This window comes from Enterobacter sp. CFEC122, from assembly GCF_052983755.1.
On record NZ_JBRIQR010000028.1, the window covers coordinates 1 to 25,522 of the forward strand.

General features: G+C 57.9%; 19 protein-coding genes. 8 read left to right on the forward strand and 11 right to left on the reverse strand.

Going from position 1 to position 25,522, the window contains the following annotated elements:
• Nucleotides 1-57: 57 nt before the first annotated feature.
• Nucleotides 58-1,566 (reverse strand): glycerol-3-phosphate dehydrogenase, encoded by a 1,509-nt coding sequence (gene glpD, locus ACVCAM_RS18105; RefSeq protein WP_021242183.1) that lies wholly within the window; start codon nt 1,564-1,566, stop codon nt 58-60.
• A 188-nt stretch (nt 1,567-1,754) separates the two neighbouring features.
• On the opposite strand from glpD, the gene glpE reads away from it, so the two are divergent.
• From glpE to ACVCAM_RS18120, 3 genes are read left to right on the forward strand one after another with little or no spacing between them, the layout of a single operon-like run.
• Nucleotides 1,755-2,087 carry a thiosulfate sulfurtransferase GlpE gene (glpE, locus tag ACVCAM_RS18110; protein ID WP_008503062.1) on the forward strand — a complete coding sequence of 111 codons (333 nt, stop codon included), beginning with the start codon at nt 1,755-1,757 and terminating at the stop codon, nt 2,085-2,087.
• Between the two features lie 47 nt (nt 2,088-2,134).
• Entirely contained in the window at nt 2,135-2,965 is an 831-nt protein-coding gene (gene glpG, locus ACVCAM_RS18115; protein WP_063453584.1) for a rhomboid family intramembrane serine protease GlpG, read from the forward strand.
• Between the two features lie 16 nt (nt 2,966-2,981).
• Nucleotides 2,982-3,740 carry a DeoR/GlpR family transcriptional regulator gene (locus ACVCAM_RS18120; protein ID WP_008503060.1) on the forward strand — a complete coding sequence of 253 codons (759 nt, stop codon included), beginning with the start codon at nt 2,982-2,984 and terminating at the stop codon, nt 3,738-3,740.
• Between the two features lie 85 nt (nt 3,741-3,825).
• On the opposite strand, the gene malT is transcribed toward ACVCAM_RS18120, so the two are convergent.
• Nucleotides 3,826-6,531 (reverse strand): HTH-type transcriptional regulator MalT, encoded by a 2,706-nt coding sequence (malT, locus tag ACVCAM_RS18125; RefSeq protein WP_407223728.1) that lies wholly within the window; start codon nt 6,529-6,531, stop codon nt 3,826-3,828.
• Between the two features lie 588 nt (nt 6,532-7,119).
• On the opposite strand from malT, the gene malP reads away from it, so the two are divergent.
• Both malP and malQ read left to right on the forward strand, forming a co-directional pair.
• The gene (malP, locus tag ACVCAM_RS18130) at nt 7,120-9,513 is read left to right on the forward strand and encodes a maltodextrin phosphorylase (protein WP_025910288.1); all 2,394 of its coding nucleotides are present in this window, start codon (nt 7,120-7,122) and stop codon (nt 9,511-9,513) included.
• Between the two features lie 9 nt (nt 9,514-9,522).
• Complete coding sequence (gene malQ, locus ACVCAM_RS18135; RefSeq protein ID WP_407223726.1) at nt 9,523-11,601, forward strand: 4-alpha-glucanotransferase; 2,079 nt, start codon at nt 9,523-9,525, stop codon at nt 11,599-11,601.
• Between the two features lie 87 nt (nt 11,602-11,688).
• Here malQ and gntT read toward each other — a convergent pair whose 3' ends face one another.
• From gntT to gntX, 3 genes are all read right to left on the reverse strand, one after another.
• Entirely contained in the window at nt 11,689-13,005 is a 1,317-nt protein-coding gene (gntT, locus tag ACVCAM_RS18140) for a gluconate transporter (RefSeq protein WP_013099097.1), read from the reverse strand.
• A 316-nt stretch (nt 13,006-13,321) separates the two neighbouring features.
• Complete coding sequence (nfuA, locus tag ACVCAM_RS18145; protein ID WP_008503055.1) at nt 13,322-13,897, reverse strand: Fe-S biogenesis protein NfuA; 576 nt, start codon at nt 13,895-13,897, stop codon at nt 13,322-13,324.
• Between the two features lie 61 nt (nt 13,898-13,958).
• Nucleotides 13,959-14,642 carry a DNA utilization protein GntX gene (gene gntX / locus ACVCAM_RS18150; RefSeq protein WP_023294725.1) on the reverse strand — a complete coding sequence of 228 codons (684 nt, stop codon included), beginning with the start codon at nt 14,640-14,642 and terminating at the stop codon, nt 13,959-13,961.
• Nucleotides 14,643-14,677: 35 nt separating this feature from the next.
• Between gntX and bioH the strand changes: the two genes are divergently transcribed.
• Nucleotides 14,678-15,460 carry a pimeloyl-ACP methyl ester esterase BioH gene (gene bioH, locus ACVCAM_RS18155; RefSeq protein ID WP_407223725.1) on the forward strand — a complete coding sequence of 261 codons (783 nt, stop codon included), beginning with the start codon at nt 14,678-14,680 and terminating at the stop codon, nt 15,458-15,460.
• Here the strand turns inward: bioH and feoC are convergent.
• The 5 genes from feoC to greB form a co-directional block, all read right to left on the reverse strand.
• The gene (gene feoC / locus ACVCAM_RS18160) at nt 15,432-15,671 is read right to left on the reverse strand and encodes a [Fe-S]-dependent transcriptional repressor FeoC (RefSeq protein ID WP_008503052.1); all 240 of its coding nucleotides are present in this window, start codon (nt 15,669-15,671) and stop codon (nt 15,432-15,434) included. The genes bioH and feoC overlap by 29 nt on opposite strands.
• 12 nt (nt 15,672-15,683) lie before the next feature.
• Complete coding sequence (feoB, locus tag ACVCAM_RS18165; RefSeq protein WP_407223724.1) at nt 15,684-18,002, reverse strand: Fe(2+) transporter permease subunit FeoB; 2,319 nt, start codon at nt 18,000-18,002, stop codon at nt 15,684-15,686.
• Between the two features lie 30 nt (nt 18,003-18,032).
• Nucleotides 18,033-18,260, reverse strand: a complete 228-nt coding sequence (gene feoA / locus ACVCAM_RS18170) for a ferrous iron transporter A (protein WP_008503050.1) — start codon at nt 18,258-18,260, stop codon at nt 18,033-18,035.
• Between the two features lie 319 nt (nt 18,261-18,579).
• The gene (locus ACVCAM_RS18175; RefSeq protein WP_447093639.1) at nt 18,580-20,910 is read right to left on the reverse strand and encodes a Tex family protein; all 2,331 of its coding nucleotides are present in this window, start codon (nt 20,908-20,910) and stop codon (nt 18,580-18,582) included.
• An 88-nt stretch (nt 20,911-20,998) separates the two neighbouring features.
• Nucleotides 20,999-21,472, reverse strand: coding sequence for a transcription elongation factor GreB (greB, locus tag ACVCAM_RS18180; RefSeq protein WP_008503048.1), 474 nt, complete (start codon nt 21,470-21,472; stop codon nt 20,999-21,001).
• Between the two features lie 228 nt (nt 21,473-21,700).
• Here greB and ompR point away from each other — a divergent pair, with 228 nt between their 5' ends.
• Both ompR and envZ read left to right on the forward strand, forming a co-directional pair.
• On the forward strand, nt 21,701-22,420 hold the full coding sequence (gene ompR / locus ACVCAM_RS18185; RefSeq protein WP_001157751.1) for an osmolarity response regulator transcription factor OmpR: 720 nt from the start codon (nt 21,701-21,703) through the stop codon (nt 22,418-22,420).
• Nucleotides 22,417-23,763, forward strand: coding sequence for a two-component system sensor histidine kinase EnvZ (gene envZ / locus ACVCAM_RS18190; RefSeq protein ID WP_008503047.1), 1,347 nt, complete (start codon nt 22,417-22,419; stop codon nt 23,761-23,763). The genes ompR and envZ overlap by 4 nt, the downstream gene beginning before the upstream one ends.
• A gap of 66 nt (nt 23,764-23,829) precedes the next feature.
• Here the strand turns inward: envZ and pckA are convergent, their stop codons facing one another.
• Nucleotides 23,830-25,449, reverse strand: coding sequence for a phosphoenolpyruvate carboxykinase (ATP) (pckA, locus tag ACVCAM_RS18195; protein ID WP_021242192.1), 1,620 nt, complete (start codon nt 25,447-25,449; stop codon nt 23,830-23,832).
• Between the last annotated feature and the right edge of the window lie 73 nt (nt 25,450-25,522).

Genomic DNA, 25,522 nt, shown 5'->3' on the forward strand with positions numbered 1-25,522 from the left:
GGGCCTACGGGATAGAGTAGGCCGGGTAAGGCGGAGCCGCCACCCGGCTTTTTTGAATTAAGACGCCAGCGACAGCTCACGTTTCGCCGCATGTTGCAGCAACCACTGCGCCACGCGAGACTGCTGTTCGGCGTTGAGCCACATCCCTTCTTTGGTACGGCGCCAGATAGCATCATCCAGACGACGCACCCACTCGTGCTCAACCAGATAACGCAGCTCGGCTTCGTACAGCTCGTGGCCGAAATGCTCGCCCAGATCGGCAATCTCTTTTGCATCACCCAGGATCAGCTCGGTATTGCTGCCGTAGGTGCGGGCATAGTGGCGCGCCATCCCTTCGGTGATGAACGGGAAGCGACGGCGCAGCTTCGCGGCGTAATCATCGCGGTTATCGCCGATATCACCGCCGGGCAGTACCGCACCTTTGGTCCATGCCGGGCCAATGCCTTTGTAGTACGGCGCCAGTTTTTCCAGCGCGTGCTCGGCCAGCTTGCGGTAGGTGGTGAGCTTACCGCCAAATACGGAGAGCAGCGGCGCCTGACCGTCAACGTCGTGAATATCGAGCGTATAGTCGCGGGTGATGGCCTGCGGTGAGTCGGATTCGTCATCGCACAGCGGACGCACGCCGGAGTAGGTCCAGACCACGTCGTCGCGCGACAGCTGTTTCTTAAAGTGCGCGTTATACACTTTAAGCAGGTAGTTCACTTCGCTCTCGTCGATCTCAACGTTCTTCGGATCGCCTTTGTACTCCACGTCGGTGGTACCGATGATCGAGAATTCGTCCATCCACGGGATGACGAACACGATGCGCTTGTCTTCGTTCTGCAGGATGTACGCCTGCTTCTGGGTATGCACGCGCGGCACCACAATGTGGCTGCCCTTGATCAGGCGGATGCCGTACGGGGATGGCAGATGCATGCCGTCGTCAAAGAACTGCTTCACCCACGGGCCGGTGGCGTTCACCAGGCCGCGCGCTTTCCAGCTGAACTTCTCGCCGGTATCGATATCTTCCGCTTCGACAATCCACAGGCCGTTTTCACGACGGGCAGCGGTCGCGCGGGTGCGGGTTTTTACCTCGCCGCCTTTCTTCTCAACCATCTGCGCGTTCGCCAGCACCAGGCGGGCATCGTCCACCCAGCAGTCGGAATATTCGAATCCGCGCACAATTTCTGGCTTAAGGACCGATTCTGAGCCAAAACGCAACCCTTTCGAACCCGGGAGGCTGGTGCGTTTACCCAGATGATCGTACATAAACAGACCAATTCGGATCATCCACGCCGGACGCAGATGCGGGCGATGGGGCAGGCGGAAGCGCATCGGAATCGCCAGATGCGGGGCCATTTTCAGCAGCACTTCACGTTCGGCCAGCGCTTCGCTGACCAGGCGGAATTCGTAGTGTTCCAGGTAGCGCAGGCCACCGTGAATCAGTTTGGAGCTGGCGGACGACGTCGCGCAGGCGAGATCGTTAGCTTCCAGCATCAGTACGGATAAACCGCGTCCTGCGGCATCGACCGCAATACCGGCACCGTTGATGCCACCGCCTATCACAATCAGATCTTTGGTTTCCATAACACCCTCATGCACTTTCGTTAAAGCTCAGAAATGTTCGATATCGCTCATAATAGCAAAGGAACGCGCTTTTGGTAACATCAAAAAAACAATTTAGAGTGATATGGATAACATAATGGCGTTTACCCGCCGCCAGGACGTACACTACGGGGTAAAATCTTGTCGTTGACCACTGTTAAGAGAACACCATGGATCAGTTTGAATGTATTAACGTAGAAGAAGCCCACCAGAAGATGCACCAGGGAAAAGCGGTGCTGGTGGACATCCGCGATCCGCAGAGTTTTGCGATGGGCCATACGCCGGGCGCGTTTCATCTTACCAACGACACGCTGGGCGCGTTTATGCGCGATAACGACTTCGACACGCCGGTGATGGTCATGTGCTACCACGGCAACAGCAGCAAAGGCGCGGCGCAGTATCTGCTTCAGCAGGGTTACGACGCGGTTTACAGCGTCGACGGCGGTTTCGATGCCTGGCATCGTCATTTCCCGGCGGAAGTGGAATACGCGTTTGAGCGCTGATCCCGCTATACTGTCCCCTTTTGTGTGGAAATAAGCGACCGCTGCCCATGTTGATGATCACCTCTTTTACCAACCCGCGCGTCGCCCAGGCGTTTGTCGACTATATGGCGACGCAGGGCGTTATTCTTACTATTCAGCAACATACGCAGACCGACGTCTGGCTGGCCGATGAGAGCCAGGCCGGGCGGGTAAACGAGGAGCTGGCGCGTTTTCTTGAGAACCCTGGCGACCCGCGCTATCTCGCGGCCAGCTGGCAATCCGGCCAGACCGGCAGCGGATTGCACTACAGCCGCTTTCCCTTCCTTGCCACCCTTCGCGAGCGCGCGGGCCCGTTTACGCTGCTGCTGATGGCGGCCTGCATCATCGTCTTTATTATCATGAACGTGGTCGGCGACCAGAGCGTGATGATTGCCCTGGCGTGGCCCTATGATCCGTCGCTTGAGTTTGACGTATGGCGCTACTTTAGCCACGCGCTGATGCACTTCTCGGTGATGCATATCCTCTTTAACCTGCTCTGGTGGTGGTATCTCGGCGGTGCCGTTGAAAAGCGTCTGGGCAGCGGCAAGCTGATCGTTATCACCATCATCAGCGCCCTGTTGAGCGGCTACGTACAGCACAAGTTCAGCGGCCCGTGGTTTGGCGGGCTGTCGGGTGTCGTCTATGCCCTGATGGGCTACGTCTGGCTTCGCGGGGAGCGCGATCCGCAAAGCGGCATCTATCTGCAACGCGGATTGATAACCTTTGCGTTAATATGGCTAATTGCCGGATGGTTTGATCTGTTTGGTATGTCTATCGCCAACGGTGCGCACGTCGCCGGGCTGGCCGTGGGGCTGGCGATGGCCATTGCCGACACGCTCCATGCGCGAAAACGAACATAATTCTCAGGGATAATTGATGAAACAAACACAACGTCATGACGCCATTATCGAACTGGTAAAAAAACAGGGATACGTCAGCACCGAAGAGCTGGTGGAGCAGTTTGCCGTCAGCCCACAAACCATCCGTCGTGACCTGAACGACCTGGCCGATCAGAACCGTATTCTTCGCCACCACGGCGGCGCGGCGCTGCCGTCCAGCTCGGTCAACACCTCCTGGCACGACCGAAAAGCGACGCAGACGGCGGAGAAAGAGCGCATTGCACGCAAGGTCGCCAGTCAGATCCCGAACGGGGCGACGCTGTTTATTGATATCGGCACCACGCCGGAAGCGGTCGCCCATGCGCTGCTGGATCACGAGAACCTGCGCGTGGTCACCAACAACCTGAACGTCGCCAATACCCTGATGCAAAAAGACGATTTCCGCATCATCCTCGCGGGCGGCGAGCTACGCAGCCGCGACGGCGGGATTATCGGTGAAGCGACCCTCGACTTTATCTCTCAGTTCCGCCTCGACTTCGGCATTCTGGGCATCAGCGGCATCGACAGCGACGGTTCGCTGCTGGAGTTTGATTACCACGAGGTGCGCACCAAGCGCGCGATCATTGAAAACTCACGCCACGTGATGCTGGTGGTGGATCACTCGAAGTTTGGCCGTAACGCGATGGTGAACATGGGCAGCATCAGCATGGTGGATGCGGTCTATACCGACGTGATGCCGCCAGCGGGCGTGATGCAGGTGATTAAAGATAATAATTTGCAGCTGGAACTGTGCTAACGGTTGTGTCGGGTGGCGCTGCGCTTACCCGACCTACAAATTGTTTTCCCTCTTCCTGTGGGAGAGGGCATCAGACCGCACAAAACTAAACGCCGTACCCCATCATCTTCAACAGCTGCTGCGCATGCTGCACCGCATCCTGTCGATGCGCCACGCCCAGCTTCTGGTACAGGTTGCGGATATGCGTTTTGATGGTGGTCGCCGCCACCGCCAGCTCGCCGGCAATCTGCTCGTTGCTGTAGCCTGAATAGATCAGCCCCAGAACCTGCCATTCGCGCTGGGTAAGCGGACTGGTGCGGATAAGCTCCGGCACTTCCGGGTGGTTCAGCAGACGTTCAACGAAGTTCTCATCGAAATGCGCAAACTTGTGGCGATGATGCTGGTTAATCTCGCGCAGAATGCGCTGGGCGCGATGCTGATCCAGCTCCGGCAGCGTGTTGAGCTGAATAAGCTGACGCAGCTGCTGGGCCATCACTTCCCCTTCAATCACAAAGTGGCTGATAAACCCGGTGCGGTTAGCCAGCTGTAGCGCCTCCAGCAGCACGCGCTGGGCATCGTTTTTACGGCCCGCCTGCCAGTAGAGCTGATTTTGCAGCAGCAGGTTGCGATTCAGGTCGCTCATCAGGCGCAGGCTGCGCGCGTTCTCGTTCAGCTCTTCCAGCACAATCTCAGCGGGCTCTAATTCACCCAGCAGGATCTGCGCGCGGGCAATGTTGCGCCACTGGCTCTGCAGGAAGTGGTTGTTGGCAAATTCCGGTTTTGGCGTCTGACGCAGCCAGTTGGCGGCGGATTTTTTATCGCCGGTCATCTGCCAGTAAATCACCCGGACCTTGTCGGCGTTTGACACCCAGTCGCTATGATACTGGCCGTTGCCGAGCAGGTTTTCCAGGCGGTTAAGATGGTTGCGGGCGTTATCGAGATCGCCGCGCGCCAGCGAGCACTGCACCAGCAGCACCAGGCACTGCAGCTGCTGCTGAGGCTGGAAACTGGAAAGAACATCCACACCCTGGCGGGCGCAGCTTTCTGCTTCATCCAGACGCGACCATGCCCACAGTAATTGAGCGCGAATACGCAGCAGGAACTCGTGCATCGGCAGCTGTTCCAGATGCTGCTCGCGAATCAGCTGGAACGCTTTCTCCTGGTTTTCCCAGGCGGCCTGCAGGAACCCCTGCGCGAATAAAATCTCGCTCTGCTGGATCAGGCTCCACAGCGCGTAGTGCCAGACATCATGACGACGCGCCATCTGTTCGGTTTGCTGCATCAGTGAAAGCGAGCGCGTGAGATCGCCTTTGCAGTGCAGCACTTCGCCGTGTACGGAGGTCGCCACGATGCGGCTGTAGAAGTTGGCCAGCGGCAGTTCATCCAGCGCGACCATTGCCAGCCGTTCCGCTTCGTCCGGGTCGCCATCGTTAATGGCCACCTGAGCGCGCAGCGCGTTGAACTCGCCGTGCAGGGTGGTATCCATCTCGCTTTCCATCTCCTGCTCGGCGCGCGCCAGCAGGGTGTTCACTTCGCTGTAGCGATGCTGGCTCTGCATCAGCCAGGCCTGCAGCAGCACCAGACGCGGATTCTCCAGCAGGCTTTCCCACGGCAGGGCTTTGAGGGACTCTTCCAGCAGGGTCAGCTCGCTGTGGTTAAACAGGCCCCACGCATGATTGAGGAGGATATCGCGCAGCATGCTGGCATCCCCGGCGGCGAGCGCGTGGTGGATGGCCTCGCTCGGGAAGCCCTGTGCCATCCAGCTTTCGGCAGCGGCGCGGTGGATCTCCGGCAGTTCAACCGCCAGCTCCCACTGACAGCGCTGGCGCAGGAAGCTACCAAACAGCGGATGATAGCTAAACCACTCGCCGGGATCGTCCATGCGCGTCAGGAAAAGGCCCTGACGTTCAATCTCTTCGAGCTGAAGCTGACCGTTTTCACAGCCCGTCACCCGCACGATCAGCGCATCGTTCATGGAGCGCAGCAGCGAGCTTTTCAGCAGGAAATTACGCGTCGAGGGATCGACGCTGTCCAGCACCTCATCCACCAGATAATCAGAGAGGTGGCTGGCGTTGATGCCGGCCAGGCGGCGCGCTGACTGATGCGCCGGGCTGTTGTTTTGCCGGGCAGAGAGGGCAATCAGCTGCAGCGCCGTGGCCCAGCCTGCGACGTCATCACACAGACGGCTGCTTTCGGCGGCCTCAATCGGTGAGTTCAGGCGGCAGTCGAAGAACTGTTTCGCTTCCTGGTGGGTAAAAGCAAGCTGTTGGCTACCCACTTCCAGAAGCTGATCGCGCACGCGCAGGTTGGCAATACCCAACTGCGGCAGGTTGCGTGACAGCACCACTAACGTCAGGTTTTCCGGCTGATGGCGCAGGAAGAAACGCATCGATTCATGAATCACCGGGTTAGTGATGAGATGGTAATCATCAATCACCACGTAAAGCGGGCGATGCCATTCAGCCAGTTCGATAAACAGCTGAGAGAAAAGGGAGGACAGGCTGGCGTACTGGCGCTTTTGCACCATCACCTCACTGGCGACGCAGTGTCCATGGGTGGCTTGCTGTATGGCGGCAATCAGATAGCTGGCAAAACGTTCTTGCTGGTTATCGCCCTCATCAAGGGAGTACCAGCCAAGATCGCTCTTACCTGCGGCCCATTGCGAGATGAGCGTTGTTTTTCCATAACCTGCAGGGCTCGTAACCAGCGCCAGTCGGAAATTATGCGCGCCGGAAAGTTTAGCCAACAGACGCTCGCGGACCACTGTATGGTCAAGACGAACCGGGCGACTTAATTTAGACGGAATCAACATAGGTTTCACTTCACTTTGGGGAACGAGAGATTTTATTTTTTTTGCGCTTCGTAATTAATACGATATAAGGTCGGTCAGAAAGAGAACTATTGCAAGTTATGTCTGGATTTGGTGGCTCTGAATTTGCACTCTGTCACAAAACATTCAGGCAGATGATGGAACTTTCTGGAAAGGGCTTTAATGCCGCGTCAATGCTGGCTTGTATGGTTGTGCTGCGGCTGCGCTGAAACTGGTTTCAGGAAGGGATAGTGACGTCAAATTTAATAAAGTGTGGGTAAAGTTCAGCGAGAATAATACCTTTCATCGTCATGACATCCTGTTGCAAAAATATTATTCCAGGTAAGTAATTATTTCGGCAGGGTTTAATTTCATCCGAAACTGCATTTCATTTCTTTGACATTCTCCTCGGTTACTTTTTTATCTTCCGGGCACACTCGAACTATGCTCTGAGAGTGGCCTTGATCACACTTTTCTGCTCATCCCCGCTACTCCTCCCTGTCTAATCCCCTACGGGAGGAGGAAGAGGTGAAATGAGCCAGGCACACTAGCGCCAACTTGTGTTTTCTTTCTAAAGGATGCCGATCCCCTATGTCACAGCCTACCTTCAACAAAGCTCAATTCCAGGCTGCCCTGACGCGTCAGTGGCAGCGTTTTGGCCTTCATGCTGCAAACGAGATGACGCCTCACCAGTGGTGGCAGGCAGTGAGCGGTGCGCTCGCAGAGCAGCTGGATGCTCAACCTCTGGCAAAACCGGCAAACGGGCAGCGCCATGTAAACTACATTTCAATGGAGTTCCTGATTGGCCGTCTGACGGGCAACAACCTGTTGAACCTCGGCTGGTATCAGGAGGTGGGTGACGTTCTTAAAGAACACGACATTAACCTGACCGATCTGCTGGAAGAAGAGATTGACCCGGCGCTGGGCAACGGTGGCCTGGGGCGTCTGGCGGCCTGTTTCCTGGATTCCATGGCGACCGTCGGCCAGTCGGCGATTGGTTACGGTCTGAACTACCAGTACGGCCTGTTCCGTCAGTCCTTCGCTGACGGCCATCAGATGGAAGCGCCGGACGACTGGCATCGCAATACCTACCCGTGGTTCCGCCATAACGCGCAGCTGGACGTGCAGGTTGGCATTGGCGGGAAAGTGACGAAACAAGGCCTCTGGGAACCTGCGTTCACCATTACCGGCGAAGCCTGGGATCTGCCGGTGCTTGGCTACCGTAACGGCGTGGCGCAGCCGCTGCGTCTGTGGCAGGCGAAGCACGCCCATCCGTTTAACCTGACCAAATTTAACGACGGCGATTTCCTGCGTGCCGAGCAGCAGGGCATCGACGCCGAGAAGCTGACCAAAGTTCTCTACCCGAACGACAACCACCTGGCCGGTAAAAAGCTGCGCCTGATGCAGCAGTACTTCCAGTGCGCTTGCTCCGTGGCGGACATTCTGCGTCGCCATCACCTGGCGGGCCGCAAGCTGGCGCAGCTGCCGGACTTCGAAGTCATTCAGCTCAACGACACGCACCCGACCATTGCCATCCCGGAACTGCTGCGCGTGCTGATTGACGAGCATCAGCTGAGCTGGGACGACGCCTGGGCCATCACCAGCCGTACCTTTGCCTACACCAACCACACCCTGATGCCAGAAGCGCTTGAGTGCTGGGATGAGAAGCTGGTGAAAGCGCTGCTGCCGCGCCATATGCAGATCATCAACAAGATTAACGACCAGTTTAAAACCCTGGTGGATAAAACCTGGCCGGGCAACAAAGCGGTCTGGGCGAAGCTGGCGGTGGTTCACGATAAGCAGGTACGCATGGCGAACATGTGCGTAGTGAGCGGCTTTGCGGTGAACGGCGTGGCGGCGCTGCACTCGGATCTGGTGGTCAAAGATCTGTTCCCGGAATACCACCAGCTGTGGCCGACCAAATTCCACAACGTGACCAACGGCATTACGCCGCGTCGCTGGATCAAGCAGTGCAACCCGCTGCTGGCTGGCCTGCTGGACAAGACCCTGAAGAAAGAGTGGGCGAACGATCTGGACCAGCTCATCAACCTGGAAAAATACGCTGACGACGCGAAATTCCGCGAACAGTACCGCGCGATCAAGCTGGAGAACAAAGTTCGCCTGGCGGCGTTCGTGAAAGCGCGCACCGGGATTGAGATCAACCCAAATGCGATTTTCGATATCCAGATCAAACGCCTGCACGAGTACAAACGTCAGCACCTGAACCTGCTGCACATTCTGGCGCTGTACAAAGAGATCCGCGAGAACCCGCAGGCTGACCGCGTGCCGCGCGTGTTCCTGTTCGGCGCGAAGGCGGCGCCGGGCTACTACCTGGCGAAAAACATTATCCTCGCCATCAATAAAGTGGCGGAGGCGATCAACAGCGATCCGAACGTGGGCGACAAGCTGAAGGTGGTGTTCCTGCCGGATTACTGCGTCTCGGCGGCTGAAATGCTGATCCCGGCGGCGGATATCTCCGAGCAGATCTCAACCGCAGGAAAAGAAGCCTCCGGTACCGGCAACATGAAGCTGGCGCTGAACGGCGCGCTGACCGTCGGCACGCTGGACGGGGCGAACGTCGAAATCGCCGAGAAGGTGGGCGAAGAGAATATCTTTATCTTCGGTCATACCGTGGAAGAGGTGAAAGCCATCAAGGCCAAAGGCTACGACCCGGTGAAATGGCGTAAGAAAGACAAAGTGCTGGACGCGGTGCTGAAGGAGCTGGAGAGCGGCAAATACAGCGACGGCGACAAGCACGCGTTTGACCAGATGCTGCACAGCATGGACAAACACGGCGGTGACCCGTATCTGGTGATGGCGGACTTCACGGCCTACGTTGAAGCGCAAAAACAGGTCGACGTGCTGTATCGCGACCAGGACGCGTGGACCCGCGCGTGCATCCTGAACACCGCCCGCTGCGGCATGTTCAGCTCTGACCGCTCAATCCGTGATTATCAGGCCCGTATCTGGCAGGCAAAACGCTAAGGAAGCGCGATGGAGAGTAAACGTCTGGACAGTGCCGCGCAGGCGGCGGGAATTAGCCTCAGTTACATTAATGCTCACGGCAAACCACAGTCTATTGGCGCCGACACCAAAAGACGTTTGCTGGATGCCATGCACAAAACCGACGCGAAAGCGTCGGCTGCGCCGGTGCCGAACGTGAAGGTATTCACCGCAGGTAAAAAGATGCCGCTCGCGGTGGAAGGGTGCGGCGAGTTTAGCTGGCTGCTCACGACCGAAGAGGGGCATCAGCACAAAGGCCACGCCACCGGCGGCAAAACCCTTAACCTTCCGGCGAAGCTGCCGGAGGGCTACCACACCCTGACGCTCACCCAGGACGATCGGCGTTTCCACTGCCGGGTGATCGTCGCGCCAAAACGCTGCTACGAGCCGCAGGCGCTGCTCGAAGGGAAAAAGCTGTGGGGCGCCTGCGTGCAGCTCTACACGCTGCGCTCCGACAGCAACTGGGGGATCGGTGATTTTGGCGATCTGAAGAACATGCTGGCATCCGTGGGCGAGCGCGGCGGCGCGTTCATCGGCCTCAACCCGATCCACGCCCTCTATCCGGCCAACCCGGAGAGCGCCAGCCCGTACAGCCCGTCCTCCCGTCGCTGGCTGAACGTGATTTATATCGACGTTAACGCCTTAGATGATTTCAAAAACAGCAAAGAGGCGCAGGCCTGGTGGAAACTCAGTACCACGCAGCAGGCGCTGAAGCAGGCGCGCGAAGCCGACTGGGTGGACTATTCCACCGTCACGGCGCTGAAAATGGCCGCGCTGCGTCTGGCGTGGAAAGGCTTTTCGCAGCGCGATGACGAGCAGATGGCGGCGTTCCGCCAGTTCGTGACGCAGGAGGGCGAGAGCCTGTACTGGCAGGCGGCGTTCGATGCGCTGCACGCGTATCAGGTGAAAGAGGACGAAATGCGCTGGGGCTGGCCGGTCTGGCCTGAAGCGTATCAATCCGTCGACACGCCGGAAGTGAAAGCGTTCTGTAAAAAATATGCTGATGAAGTGGACTTCTACCTGTGGCTGCAGTGGCTGGCGTACAGCCAGTTTGCCGCCTGCTGGCAGGTGAGCCAGGGCTATAAAATGCCGATTGGCCTGTACCGCGATCTGGCCGTCGGAGTGGCAGAGGGCGGCGCGGAAACCTGGTGCGACCGTGAACTCTACTGCCTGAAGGCCTCCGTCGGCGCGCCACCGGATATCCTGGGGCCGCTCGGCCAGAACTGGGGCTTACCGCCGATGGATCCACACGTCATGGCGGCGCGCGCCTACGAGCCGTTTATCGACCTGCTGCGCGCGAACATGCAGAACTGCGGGGCGCTGCGTATCGACCACGTGATGTCCGTGCTGCGCCTGTGGTGGATCCCGTACGGTGAAACGGCGGATCACGGGGCATACGTGCAGTATCCGGTTGACGTTCTGCTGTCGATCCTGGCCCTGGAAAGCAAGCGTCACCAGTGCATGGTGATCGGTGAAGATCTCGGTACCGTGCCGGTGGAGATTGTCAGCAAGCTCCGCGACAGCGGCGTCTACTCCTATAAAGTGCTCTATTTTGAAAACGACCATGAGAAAACCTTCCGCGCGCCGCAAGCGTACCCTGAACAGTCAATGGCAGTCGCGACGACGCATGACCTTCCTACGCTTCGTGGCTATTGGGAAAGCGGCGATCTGACCCTTGGCAAAACGCTGGGCCTGTATCCTGACGAAGAGGTGTTACGCGGCCTGTATCAGGATCGCGAGTTCTCCAAGCAGGGGCTGCTGGATGCGCTGCATAAGCATGGCTGTCTGCCGAAGCGCGCCGGGCATAAAGCGTCGCTGATGGCGATGACTGCGACACTCAACCGCGGTTTGCAGCGCTATATTGCCGACAGCAACAGTGCGCTGCTGGGCCTGCAGCCGGAAGACTGGATTGATATGGCGGAGCCGGTGAACATTCCGGGTACCAGCTATCAGTACAAGAACTGGCGTCGCAAGCTGTCCACCACGCTTGAGGCGATGTTTGCCGATGACGGGGTGAACAGGCTGATTAAGGATTTGGATAAGCGGCGAAAAGCTGCTGGTAAGAAGTAATAAAAAACCCGCCAGTGGCGGGTTTTTTATTATCAGGTGGTGCTCATGTAGGTCGGGTAAGGCGTAGCCGCCACCCGACTTAGGGCATCAGACCACCATATTCAGCAGCAGCACCCCGACCAGACCGCACACCGAAATAATGGTTTCCAGCGCGGACCAGGACTTGATGGTTTCACCGATCGTCAGGTTGAAGTACTCCTTGAACAGCCAGAAGCCCGGATCGTTTACGTGAGAGAAAATCACGCTACCGGAACCGACGGCGATAACCATCAGCTCAGGGCTCACGCCCGTGGTGGCAATCAGCGGCGCAACGATGCCGCCTGCGGTGATCGCTGCAACGGTCGCAGAACCCAGCGCAATACGCAGAACCGCGGCAATAGACCAGGCCATCAGGAGCGGCGACACGTTGGTTTCATGCATCATGGCAGCGATGTATTTGTCCACGCCGCTGTCGACCAGAACCTGTTTGAACGCACCGCCACCGCCGATGATCAGCAGCATCATGGCAATGATTTTGATGGAAGAGGTCAGCGTGTCGTTGATCTGATCCATGGAGCGGCCGCGGTTCAGACCGAAAGTGAACATCGCGATCAGCACGGCAATCAGCGTTGCCATCACCGGGTCACCCAGGAATTCTGCAACGGACAGGAACGCATGACCTTTTGGCAGAACCATCTCTGCCACGGCGCGCATCGCCATCAGGATCACCGGTACCAGAGAGGTCCAGACGCTGACGCCAAAGCCAGGCATCTCTTCTTCGGTGAAGGTTTTGGCGCTGTACAGACCTTCCGGAATCGGCTTATCAATGCCTTTCAGGAAGCGGGCATAAACCGGGCCTGCCAGAATCACCGTTGGGATCGCCAGAATCGTACCGAACAGCAGGGTTTTACCCATGTCGGCGTGGAAGATGGTCGCGATAGCGGTTGGGCCCGGGTGCGGCGGCAGGAAGCCGTGGGTCACGGACAGCGCCGCGGCCATTGGCACACCGACATACAGCAGCGGGATGCTCGCGGCAGCCGCAATGGTGAACACCAGCGGCAGCATCAGCACGAAGCCTACTTCATAGAACAGCGCGAAACCAACGGTAAAGCCGGTTAACACCACTGCCCACTGAATGTTCTTCTTACCAAATTTGTCGATAAGCGTGGTGGCAATACGCTGGGCGCCACCGCAGTCCGCCAGCATTTTACCGAGCATGGCGCCGAAGCCCATGATCAGCGCCAGGCTGCCGAGCGTGCCGCCGACACCGGCTTTAATCGAGCTGATAACTTTAACCAGCGGCATCCCCTGCATCAGACCGACTGCAAGTGCCACCAGAACCAGAGCGATAAATCCGTTCATTTTGAAGCGGATCATCAAGAGCAGTAATAACACAACACCGATAGCAACGATGACTAATGGCATGATTTACCTGGCCTTTGAATTGTTATGGGTAACGTCATTGTTTCAACGACAAATTCCGGTTGTCCCAACTGGGAACAGAGAAGTAACGGCACTAATACTGATGCCTTTTAAACGATTAAGTTTAGTCGGCTGTTATGAGTGTGCTTAGTGCCCATGGGAATGATACGGGTAACATGGCGTGATTGAGAATCACCCTGGAAGGCAAAATGTGAATTATGAGACGCAGGTCAACATATAGAGGGGAGTGAAGAGGGGGAGCAGGGTTTTGTAGGCCCGGTAAGCGCAGCGCCACCGGGCAATACAGACGGGCAATGAATCAGTAGTAAGAGTGCTCGCCGCGCTGGTGTTCGGTCAGGTCACGCACGCCTTTCAGTTCCGGGAACTCGTTCAGCAGCTGCTTCTCGATCCCTTCTTTCAGGGTGACATCGACCATTGAACAGCCGTTACAGCCGCCGCCAAACTGCAGAATGGCAAAACCTTCATCGGTGATTTCCATCAGGGAAACACGACCGCCATGGCCAGCCAGCTGCGGGTTAATCTGGGATTGCAGCAGATACTCAACGCGCTCCATCAGCGGGGCATCGTCAGACACTTTACGCATTTTCGCGTTCGGCGCTTTCAGGGTCAGCTGAGATCCCAGCTGATCGGTGACGAAGTCGATCTCCGCATCTTCAAGATACGGTGCGCTCAGCTCATCAACATAGGCGGTGAGCTGTTCAAATTTAAGGGCAGTGTCGGTGGCTTCCACGGCGTCCGGAGGACAATAAGAAACACCACATTCTGCATTCGGCGTGCCTGGATTGATCACAAACACACGGATCTGCGTCCCTTCTTCCTGATTTGCCAGCAGTTTGGCAAAGTGCGCTTGTGCAGAATCGGAAATACGGATCATAGCTTTGGCCTAATAGTTGACTAAATTACCTGGGTATAATCATACGCCCATTGAAGAAGGGCTACAAGGTACGGCACAGACACCATACCTGAACCGACGCGGCGCCGCTTTGCAAAAGCAGTCGGGAAAGTTCAGCAACGGTACTGCCTGTGGTGACGACATCATCCACAATCGCGATATGGAGACCGTCGACCGGCAATTCAAGGCGAAAGGCATTTTTGAGGTTTCTTTTGCGAAGCCGGGCGCTGAGCTGATGCTGGATGGCGGTGGCATGAACACGCGTCAGCGCGCGGGCATCATACTGACAGCCAAGCCACCGGGCGAGGGGACGGCAGATCAGGTCGCTCTGATTGTAACCGCGTCGCCAGTGGCGGCGTCGGTAGAGGGGGACATTCACCACCCTGTCGATTTTCGGCAATGCGCGGTGGCGCCGCGCCTGCAAAACCGCCAGCAGTAGCAGTCGCGCAAGGGGCTGTGCCAGGGAACTTTGACCGGAAAACTTCAGCGCGTGAATCAGCCTGCTCAGCGGCGGAACATAATCATCCACCGCCACCAGCGCGCTCCACGGCGGGGATTTTTTCAGGCACCGGCCACAGGGCAAAGAGGGATTTGTGGCCGGTAAACCACATTGTGGACAGATCCCGATACGCCATTGCAGCGATCGCGTACAGACGGAGCAGATGCCCCACCTGCTGAGTGCCAGCGGCATTCGGCATAGCCAGCACAACCCAGGTACTGTTAGCATGTGCAACCTCCATGTGAAAAAGAGAACAGTAACTGATGAAGACGCTGTGGTGGCAGACCGTCGGAACGGGAAATTGCCATCTTGTGCTGCTGCACGGATGGGGACTGAATGCTGAAGTGTGGCGTTGCGTAAGCGAGGAGCTTGCCTCGCAATTTACGCTGCATCTGGTGGATTTGCCGGGTTATGGCCGCAGCCGCGGCTTTGGTGCGATGTCGCTTGATGAGATGGCGCAGCAGGTTCTGGACGCCGCGCCGCAAAACGCTGTCTGGCTGGGCTGGAGCCTGGGCGGGCTGGTGGCAAGCAAGATTGCGTTGGATAACCCCGGGCGCGTGAGCGCGCTGGTTACCGTTGCCTCGTCACCCTGCTTTAGCGCGCAGGACGCGTGGCCGGGGATCAAGCCTGAAGTGCTGGCAGGATTCCAGCAGCAGCTAAGCGACGATTTCCAGCGGACGGTGGAGCGTTTTCTCGCGCTGCAGACGATGGGTACAGAAACCGCGCGTCAGGACGCGCGCACGCTGAAGCAGACCGTGCTGTCGCTGCCGATGCCTGACGTCGAGGTGCTTAACGGGGGGCTTGAGATACTCAAGACGATCGATCTGCGTGAACCGATGGCGTCGCTGGCGCTTCCGCACCTGCGTATGTATGGCTATCTGGACGGACTGGTTCCGCGTAAGGTGGTTCCACTGCTGGATAACCTGTGGCCGGAAAGCCAATCAATGGTGGTCGCTAAAGCGGCACACGCGCCATTTATCTCACATCCTGGCGAGTTTTGTTCGGCGCTGTCCGCCTTTATTCGCGCAGTGCCCACCACTCCCTGAGGCAGGCTTTTCCTTCCGGGCAATGTTTACAGCTGCCGGACAGACAACCGTCCGGCTCTTCCTGAATGCGCACCGCTTTCCCCATGGCTTCCAGTCTTTCCAGCATGGCGTCGATCATCGGCTGCGGCGTATGCAGGCTGAGGCTCAGCTGTTTCGCCTCCATTCGCCCCTGCAGTGCCAGCAGGTCACGAACCTGAATCAACGATGCCATGGGGTGTGCTCCTTAGTGACAGTCGCCTGCCGGGCTGTTGCAGCAGGTCGCCGCGGTTTTACGGTTTGCCAGCAGGTCGATGTCGACGCGGCTGCGTGCCCGCCGCAGCAGGCCGAGAACGATCACGTTAAACAGCACAACCGCGAGAATGCAGACCAGGCTGTAGCGCGGGTGCTGGCTGAAATTGACGGTTTGATAAAACAGCGTTGCCAGCGAATACGCGATGTTTAATCCCCACAGGATGGAGAAGCCCATCCAGCCGCGGCTGGACTCGCGGGCAATCGCCCCCATCACGGAGATGCATGGAATATAGAGCAGAACGAAGATGAGGTAGCTGTAGGCCGCGGACGCGCTGCCAAACTTCTCGCCCATCACGCCCATGGCACCGGTCGCCATCTCGCCGTCGCCTTTGCTCGCCTCAATCGGGTTCGCCAGCACGCTCAGGCTGAAGGTGTCCTTCAGGCTCTGCCAGGTTTCCTCTACGGCACCCAGCAGTTCGTCACCGAGGTGAAACTCCGCCGGGTTAAATTCCTGCTCCTGAATGTTCTCGGCGGTGTAGAGCGTGTTCAGGGTACCGACAACCACCTCTTTTGCCATCGCGCCGGTAAACAGCCCGACGGTTGCCTGCCAGTTATCCTCATGCACGCCAATCGGTTTGAAGACCGGCGTGATGACGCGGCTGACGGAGGCGAGGGCAGAGTCGTTAATGTTATCCGCTGCCTGTCCACTCAGGGTAAAGCTGTTCAGCGCGCTCAGGAAAACGCTGACGATGACAATCACCTTACCGGCGCGCAGGACGAAGCCTTTCAGGCGCTGCCAGGTCTGGATCGCCAGGCTTTTCAGATGAGGGACGTGGTACACCGGCAGCTCCATCACGAACGGTGACGCTTCACCGCGCATGATGGTGTGTTTCAGCATTAAGCCGGTCAGGATCGCCATCACGATGCCCAGGACATACAGCGAGAAGACCGCCAGCGCGCCCTGCTGGCCAAAGAAGGCTGCCGCAAAGACCGCAAAGATCGCCAGTCGGGCACCGCAGGACATAAACGGCGCCATCATGATGGTCATCAGACGCTCGCGCGGTGCATCCAGCGTGCGCGCGCCCATCACCGACGGCACGTTACAGCCGAAGCCGACGATCAGCGGGACGAAGGATTTGCCCGGCAGGCCCAGCGCCTGCATCAGACGATCCATCACGAACGCCGCGCGCGCCATGTAGCCGGAATCTTCCAGGAACGAGAGGAACAGGTACATCATGCCGATCTGCGGCACCAGCGGCAGAACGGTATTGATACCGCCGCCGATCCCCTGCGCGAGGAAGATGGTGAGCCATTCGGGGAAGTGCAGGGTGTAGCCCACCCACTGAATGCCGTGCACGAAGACCGCGACGGAACCGGCGTCAAAAATCGGCTGCAGCGCGCCACCGATGTTAATGGCGAGCAGGAACATCACGTACATCACCAGCAGGAAGATGGGCAAACCGAGGAAGCGGTTGAGCACAATCTTATCCACCGCCGCCGTAAAGCGGCTGGGTTCTGCCGTCAGTGCGTTACTGACCACGTCGCAGATCGAGGCGATAGCCTGGTAACGGGCATCGGCGATGTGCAGCGCCGGGTCGTCCAGCTCTTCGCTAAGACGGGCCACCGTCACGTCCAGCTTATCGGCCGCATGACCGGCATAAGCGCGGCTGTAGATATCCCCTTCCAGCATCTGCAGGCCAAGCCACAGGCGCTGTTTCGCAGGCATGGCTTTGTCCATCTCCTGCGCCAGCACGTTGGCTTCGCGCAGGAGAGGCTGGGCGTAATGCACCAGCTCAACGTCGCGATTTCCCGCGTGACGGTCAATGGCCAGCTTCAGCGCATCAATACCGCGCGCGCGCGTCGAGACCAGCGGAACGACCGGGCACCCGAGGCGCGCGGAGAGGGCATCAACGTCGATGCGCAGCTTTTGTTTCTCTGCGATGTCGAGCATGTTGAGCGCCACGATGCAGGGGATACCCAGCTCCAGCAGCTGCAGCGTCAGATAGAGGTTACGCTCGAGGTTTGAGGCATCGACCACGTTGATCAGCAGATCCGCGTCGCCGCCAAGAATGTAGTGACAGGCGATTTGCTCATCGAGCGAAGTTTGCGACGAAATGGTGGTTAAAGAGTAGGTACCGGGAAGGTCAACCAGCGTCACCTGGTTGTCTGTCGTCGTGAACTGGCCCTCTTTACGTTCAACCGTTACGCCCGCCCAGTTGCCCACGCGCTGGCGAGCCCCGGTCAGCTGGTTAAAAAGCGTAGTCTTGCCGGAATTAGGATTGCCAATTAAGCCAATAGTTAACTTTTTCATTTTTCTGGACTCACTGAAACCGCTGGCTTGTTATCGGGATAAGGCTTCGACTTCTATTAACGCGAGGTCTTTTTTACGCAGGACCAGATTCACGCGTCGGGTTTCGATATGAACCGGATCCCCTAACGGCGCCACGCGTACGACCTGGAATGACGAGCCGGGCAGCATGCCAAGCGACAGCAGCTTTTGCCGATAGGCCGGGCTAATTTCGCGGGTAAAACCGGTAATCTTCCATGCACTGTCTGGAGTGAATTGCATAACGCCTGATTCCACGAAAGGTTAAATTATCTACTATGCGATGATAATGAGAATAGTTTTTATCAGCAATATTAAAACTGTGACGGAATGTTGTTTACGGTATTAATTTACGGCCTGTTTGACCTTGCTCAATATTTGCTGAAATGCCGGGAAAACGAAAAGAGAGGTATTTGTTAACGGGGTGATAATTCGTGGTTTAAATATGGCTACACGCTATTTATTTTAATTCCCTGCGGCCTGCTTGCCGGGCGGCACTGCGTTTGCCCGGCCTACAAAACCGTAGGCCCGGTAAGCGTAGCGCCACCGGGCATGTACAACCTTAGCGTTTTTTACCCATCGCGGCCGCCAGCGCATCCATCATCGCGCTGTTGCCTGCAGGCTGGGCGTCACGTCCACGCGGTTTTGCCGCTTTCGCGGCCGGACGCTGCTGCTCGCGGCCCCCGCCGTTGCCGCCGCGGCGCGCGCTGGTGTCACCCGGCTGCTCGTCCAGACGCATGGTCAGGGCGATACGCTTGCGCTGCAGATCCACTTCCAGCACTTTGACCTTCACGATGTCGCCCGCTTTGACCACGGTGTGCGGGTCTTCAACGAACTTGTCGGCAAGGGATGAGATATGGACCAGGCCATCCTGATGCACGCCGATATCCACAAACGCGCCAAAGTTGGTGACGTTGGTCACCGCACCTTCCAGCACCATCCCTGGCAGCAGGTCGTTCATGGTCTCGATACCGTCAGCAAAGGTCGCCGTTTTGAACTCAGGACGCGGATCGCGGCCCGGTTTTTCCAGCTCTTTAATAATGTCGGTAACGGTTGGCACACCAAATTTGTCGTCAGTGAAATCAACGGCTTTCAGGTTGCGCAGGGCGCTGCTGTCGCCCATGAGATCTTTCAGCGCCTGCTGGGTGGCGGCCAGGATGCGTTCCACCACCGGGTACGCTTCCGGGTGAACGGTGGAGGCATCGAGCGGGTTATCGCCGTGGTTGATGCGCAGGAAGCCCGCGCACTGCTCAAACGCTTTTGGCCCCAGACGGCTTACCTTCAGCAGCTGCTGACGGTTCTGGAACTGGCCGTTCTCATCGCGCCAGGCGACGATGTTCTGCGCCATCATGCGGGTTAAGCCCGCTACGCGGGTCAGCAGAGGGACGGAGGCGGTGTTCAGGTCAACGCCAACGGCGTTTACGCAGTCTTCCACCACCGCATCCAGCTTGCGCGCCAGCTGAGTCTGGCTCACGTCGTGCTGATACTGGCCCACGCCGATCGATTTCGGATCGATCTTCACCAGTTCCGCCAGCGGATCCTGCAGGCGGCGAGCGATCGAGACCGCACCGCGCAGGGAAACGTCCAGGTCCGGGAACTCCTGGGCCGCCAGCTCGGACGCAGAATAGACGGACGCCCCGGCCTCGCTGACGATCACTTTCTGCGCCGTCACTTTCGGGAACTGCTTCTGCACGTCGAGATAGAAACGTTCGGTTTCGCGGGACGCCGTACCGTTGCCGATGGCGACAAGTTCGACGTTGTATTTTTCGCACAGCGCCGCCACCACGACGGCCGCTTTCGCTGCCTGGCCGGTATGCGGATAGATGGTGTCGGTGGCGACCAGCTTGCCGGTGCCGTCAACGACAGCGACTTTTACACCGGTACGCAGACCCGGATCGAGACCCATGGTCGCGCGCAGGCCAGCAGGGGCGGCCATCAGCAGGTCGTGCAGGTTGCGGGCGAAGACGTTGATGGCTTCATCTTCGGCGCGTTCGCGCACGGTGCCCATCAGCTCGGTTTCGAGGTGCATCAGCACCTTGATGCGCCAGGTCCAGCTCACCACGCCTTTGCGCCAGCTGTCAGCCGGGGCGTTGTTCAGGCGCAGGCCGAGATGGTCGATGATGATCTGCTCGCAGTGGCTCTCTTTCGGCGGCTCGTCAAACTGCGGGTCGGCGTTCAGGGAGAGCTGCAGCACGCCTTCGTTGCGGCCGCGGAACATTGCCAGCGCGCGGTGAGAAGGGGTGGTGGAAATCGGTTCGTGGTGATTGAAGTAGTCGCGGAATTTCGCGCCTTCTTCCTCTTTACCCGCGACGACGGTAGAGACGATGTGGGCGTTCTTCCACAGATAATCACGCACTTTAGCGAGGAGGGCGGCATCTTCAGCGAAGCGCTCCATCAGAATGTAGCGTGCGCCGTCGAGGGCGGCCTTGGTGTCCGCTACGCCTTTGTCGGCGTCGATGAATTTCGCCGCTTCGGTATCCGGATCGTGGGACGGCTCGTTCCACAACAGGTCGGCCAGCGGCTCAAGACCCGCTTCAATTGCAATCTGTCCGCGCGTGCGGCGCTTCGGCTTGTACGGCAGATAGAGGTCTTCGAGTTCGGTTTTGCTCAGGGTGCCGTTAATGGCGCTTTCCAGCTCGCTGGTCAGCTTGCCCTGTTCGCCGATAGATTTGAGGATCGCCTGACGACGTTCTTCCAGCTCGCGCAGATAGCCCAGACGGGTCTCCAGGTTACGCAGCTGCGTGTCGTCCAGACCGCCGGTGACTTCCTTACGATAGCGTGCAATAAACGGCACGGTGTTCCCTTCATCAAGCAGGCGAACGGCAGCTTCTACCTGTTCGGCTCTGGCCTGAAGTTCACCCGCAATAATGCGGCAGAGCGAATCTTTCATCATGGCTTTATCATCTGTTGAGTCGAAAAAATCAGGGGATAGTTATACGGGCTGACACGGCAAAATGCCAGCCGGGGAGGGCGCTCTCGGACTATTTTACGTAGACGATCTCATTAACGTACCAGCTGGCTTCACCGGCTGGGGTTTGCACGACGGCCAGATCGCCCACTTCCTTTTTCAGCAGCGCGCGGGCCATCGGGGAGTCGATGGAGATGTAATCCTTACGACCAAAAATTTCATCGTAGCCGACGATGCGAAAACGCAGGGTGTCACCGTCGTCGTTTTCAATCTCCACCCACGCGCCGAAAAAGACTTTGCCCTCCTGCTGCGGGGAGTAATCGACGATTTTCAGGTTCTCAAGGCACTTCGTCAGATAGCGTACACGGCGGTCAATTTCGCGCAGCCGCTTCTTGTTGTACTGGTAGTCAGCGTTTTCGCTGCGATCGCCCAGGCTCGCGGCCCAGGTCACCTTTTTGGTCACCTCAGGACGCTCTTCGCGCCAGAGGAAATCCATCTCTTTTTTGAGCTTCTCGTACCCTTCGCGGGTGATCAGGGGCGTTTTCATGGTGCTGCCTTTGCTGCCGGTTCTCTGTTTTGCGCACAATACGTACCACACAGTGTAACAGACAGGATTAATAATAATTTATGTGGTGAAATGAAAAGATAAGCTGCTGTTAAATATGCTTTGTAACAATTTCGACTAGAATTTATACCAGAATTAACTGGTCGAATACGTGCACTTTTTTAGAATACGCTGTTACAAAGACTATCCGAACCTTTGGGAGTACACACAATGCAAGAAAACTATAAAATTCTGGTCGTGGATGACGACATGCGCCTGCGTGCGCTGCTGGAGCGTTATCTGACCGAGCAGGGCTTCCAGGTTCGCAGCGTCGCGAACGCTGAGCAAATGGATCGTCTGTTGACCCGTGAATCTTTCCATCTGATGGTTCTCGACCTGATGCTGCCAGGCGAAGACGGGCTCTCTATCTGCCGCCGTCTGCGCAGCCAGAGCAACCCGATGCCGATCATTATGGTAACGGCGAAGGGCGAAGAAGTTGACCGTATCGTGGGCCTCGAAATCGGCGCCGACGACTACATTCCAAAACCGTTTAACCCGCGTGAACTGCTGGCGCGCATTCGCGCCGTGCTGCGCCGTCAGGCGAACGAGCTGCCGGGCGCACCGTCGCAGGAAGAAGCCGTTATTGCCTTCGGCAAGTTCAAGCTGAACCTCGGCACGCGCGAAATGTTCCGTGAAGACGAGCCAATGCCGCTCACCAGCGGCGAGTTCGCGGTGCTGAAAGCGCTGGTTAGCCACCCGCGTGAGCCGCTCTCCCGCGACAAGCTGATGAACCTGGCGCGCGGTCGCGAATACTCCGCAATGGAACGCTCCATCGACGTGCAGATCTCCCGTCTGCGCCGCATGGTGGAAGAAGATCCGGCGCATCCTCGTTATATTCAGACCGTATGGGGTCTGGGCTACGTGTTCGTTCCGGACGGCTCTAAAGCATGAGGCGAATGCGCTTCTCGCCGCGAAGCTCGTTTGCCCGCACCCTGTTACTGATCGTCACCCTGCTGTTCGTCAGCCTGGTGACGACCTACCTGGTGGTGCTGAACTTTGCGATCCTGCCGAGCCTCCAGCAGTTTAATAAGGTCCTGGCCTACGAAGTGCGTATGCTGATGACCGATAAGCTGCAGCTGGAGGACGGCACGCAGCTGGTTGTTCCCCCGGCGTTTCGTCGTGAAATCTACCGTGAACTGGGCATCTCGCTCTATTCGAATGAAGCGGCGGAAGACGCGGGTCTGCGCTGGGCGCAGCACTATGAATTCCTCAGCCAGCAGATGGCGCAGCAGCTGGGTGGCCCGACGGAAGTGCGCGTCGAGGTCAACAAAAGCTCGCCCGTTGTCTGGCTGAAAACCTGGCTGTCACCCAACATCTGGGTGCGCGTCCCGCTGACCGAAATCCATCAGGGCGATTTCTCGCCGCTGTTCCGCTATACCCTGGCGATTATGCTGCTGGCGATAGGCGGAGCCTGGCTGTTTATCCGAATACAAAACCGACCGCTGGTCGACCTGGAGCACGCTGCGCTGCAGGTCGGTAAAGGCATTATTCCTCCTCCGCTGCGCGAGTATGGCGCCTCGGAAGTCCGCTCGGTGACGCGTGCGTTTAACCATATGGCGGCAGGCGTGAAGCAGCTGGCGGATGACCGTACGCTGCTGATGGCGGGGGTGAGCCATGACCTGCGCACCCCCCTGACGCGTATTCGTCTGGCGACGGAGATGATGGGGGAAGAGGACGGTTACCTTGCCGAGTCCATCAACAAGGACATCGAAGAGTGCAACGCCATCATCGAGCAGTTCATCGACTACCTGCGCACCGGCCAGGAGATGCCGATGGAAATGGCGGACCTGAACGCGGTGCTGGGTGAAGTGGTGGCGGCAGAAAGCGGCTACGAGCGTGAAATTGATACTGACCTTCAGGCCGGTGAAATTCAGGTTCGTATGCACCCGCTCTCCATTAAGCGCGCGGTGGCGAACATGGTGGTCAACGCGGCGCGCTACGGTAACGGCTGGATCAAAGTCAGCAGCGGGTCTGAACTCAACCGCGCCTGGTTCCAGGTGGAAGACGACGGTCCGGGCATCAAGCCCGAGCAGCGTAAGCATCTGTTTCAGCCGTTTGTGCGCGGCGACAGCGCGCGCAGCACCAGCGGTACGGGCTTAGGCCTGGCGATTGTGCAGCGTATTGTGGATAACCATAACGGGTTGCTGGAGATTGGTACCAGCGAGCGGGGTGGATTGAGCATTCGCGCCTGGTTGCCGGTTCCGGTCACGCGGGGGCAGGTGAAAGAGAGTTGAAAAAAGGGTGGCACGAGCCACCCTTTTTTGCAGGTCGGGTAAGGCGAAGCCGCCACCCGACATGGACTACAGTTTTGGACCCGCGCTCACCAGCGCAGCACCCGCCGGGGTATCGGTATACTTCTCGAAGTTCTCGATAAACAGCTTCGCCAGCGATTCCGCTTTCTCGCGCCACTGTTCAGGCGAACCGTACGTATTGCGCGGGTCGAGGATATGCGTATCCACACCCGGCAGCGACGTTGGGATCGCCAGGTCAAACATCGGCAGCGTGAAGGTTTCGGCGTCGTCCAGAGAACCATCCAGAATAGCGTCGATAATGGCGCGGGTATCTTTGATGGAAATACGTTTGCCGGTACCGTTCCAGCCGGTGTTCACCAGGTATGCCTGCGCGCCGGATGCCTGCATGCGTTTCACCAGCACTTCAGCGTACTGCGTCGGGTGCAGCGACAGGAAGGCTGCGCCGAAACAGGCGGAGAAGGTTGGGGTTGGCTCCGTCACGCCGCGCTCGGTACCCGCCAGCTTGGCGGTGAAACCGGAGAGGAAGTGGTACTGCGTCTGGCTGGCCGTCAGGCGAGACACCGGCGGCAGCACGCCAAACGCATCCGCCGTCAGGAAAATAACCTTCGTGGCATGACCCGCTTTTGACACCGGCTTCACGATATTGTCGATGTGGTAGATGGGGTAAGAGACGCGGGTGTTTTCCGTTTTCGACGCATCGTCGAAGTCGATGGAGCCGTCGGCACGCACGGTGACGTTTTCCAGCAGCGCATCGCGACGGATCGCGTGGAAGATATCCGGCTCGGCCTCTTCAGACAGGCGAATGGTCTTCGCGTAGCAGCCGCCTTCAAAGTTGAATACGCCGTCGTCATCCCAGCCGTGTTCGTCATCACCAATCAGACGACGTTTTGGATCGGTAGACAGGGTGGTTTTCCCGGTGCCGGACAGGCCGAAGAAGACCGCCACGTCGCCTTTTTCACCGACGTTAGCCGAGCAGTGCATGGAGGCGATGCCCCGCAGCGGCAGCAGGTAGTTCATGACCGAGAACATCCCTTTCTTCATTTCGCCGCCGTACCAGGTACCGCCGATCAGCTGGATACGCTCGGTCAGGTTGAAGGCAACAAAGTTTTCGGAGTTCAGACCTTGCTCTTTCCACTGTGGGTTGGTGCATTTCGCGCCGTTCATCACGATGAAATCAGGGGTGAAGTCCTGCAGCTCTTCGTCGGTTGGACGAATAAACATGTTTTTCACGAAATGCGCCTGCCAGGCCACTTCGGTGATAAAACGTACGGAGAGACGGGTGTCGGCGTTAGCGCCGCAGAAAGCGTCGACAATAAACAAACGCTTGCCGGAAAGTTGATGGGTGACGAGCCCTTTCAGGTGCTGCCAGGTTTCCGGAGAGAGCGGTTTGTTGTCGTTCTTCCCTTTGCCCTTGTCAGCCCACCACAGCGTATCGCGGGTGGTTTCGTCTCGGACGATATACTTATCTTTCGGCGAACGACCGGTAAAAATACCGGTATCGACGGCGATAGCACCAAGGTTCGTCAACACACCGCGCTCGTATCCTTCCAGTGCTGGATTGAGCTCTTCCTGATACAGCGTATCGTAGTCGGGGTTGTAGACGACTTCCTGGACGTCGTGAATACCATAAGCCTTGAGATCTTGCGGGGTTAAACCAGTAACACGCATATCACTGCTCCTTAGCCAATATGTACTGCCTGAAATTGTAGGGTTTTTCTGAGGTTGTTTACCGCGACGGGGC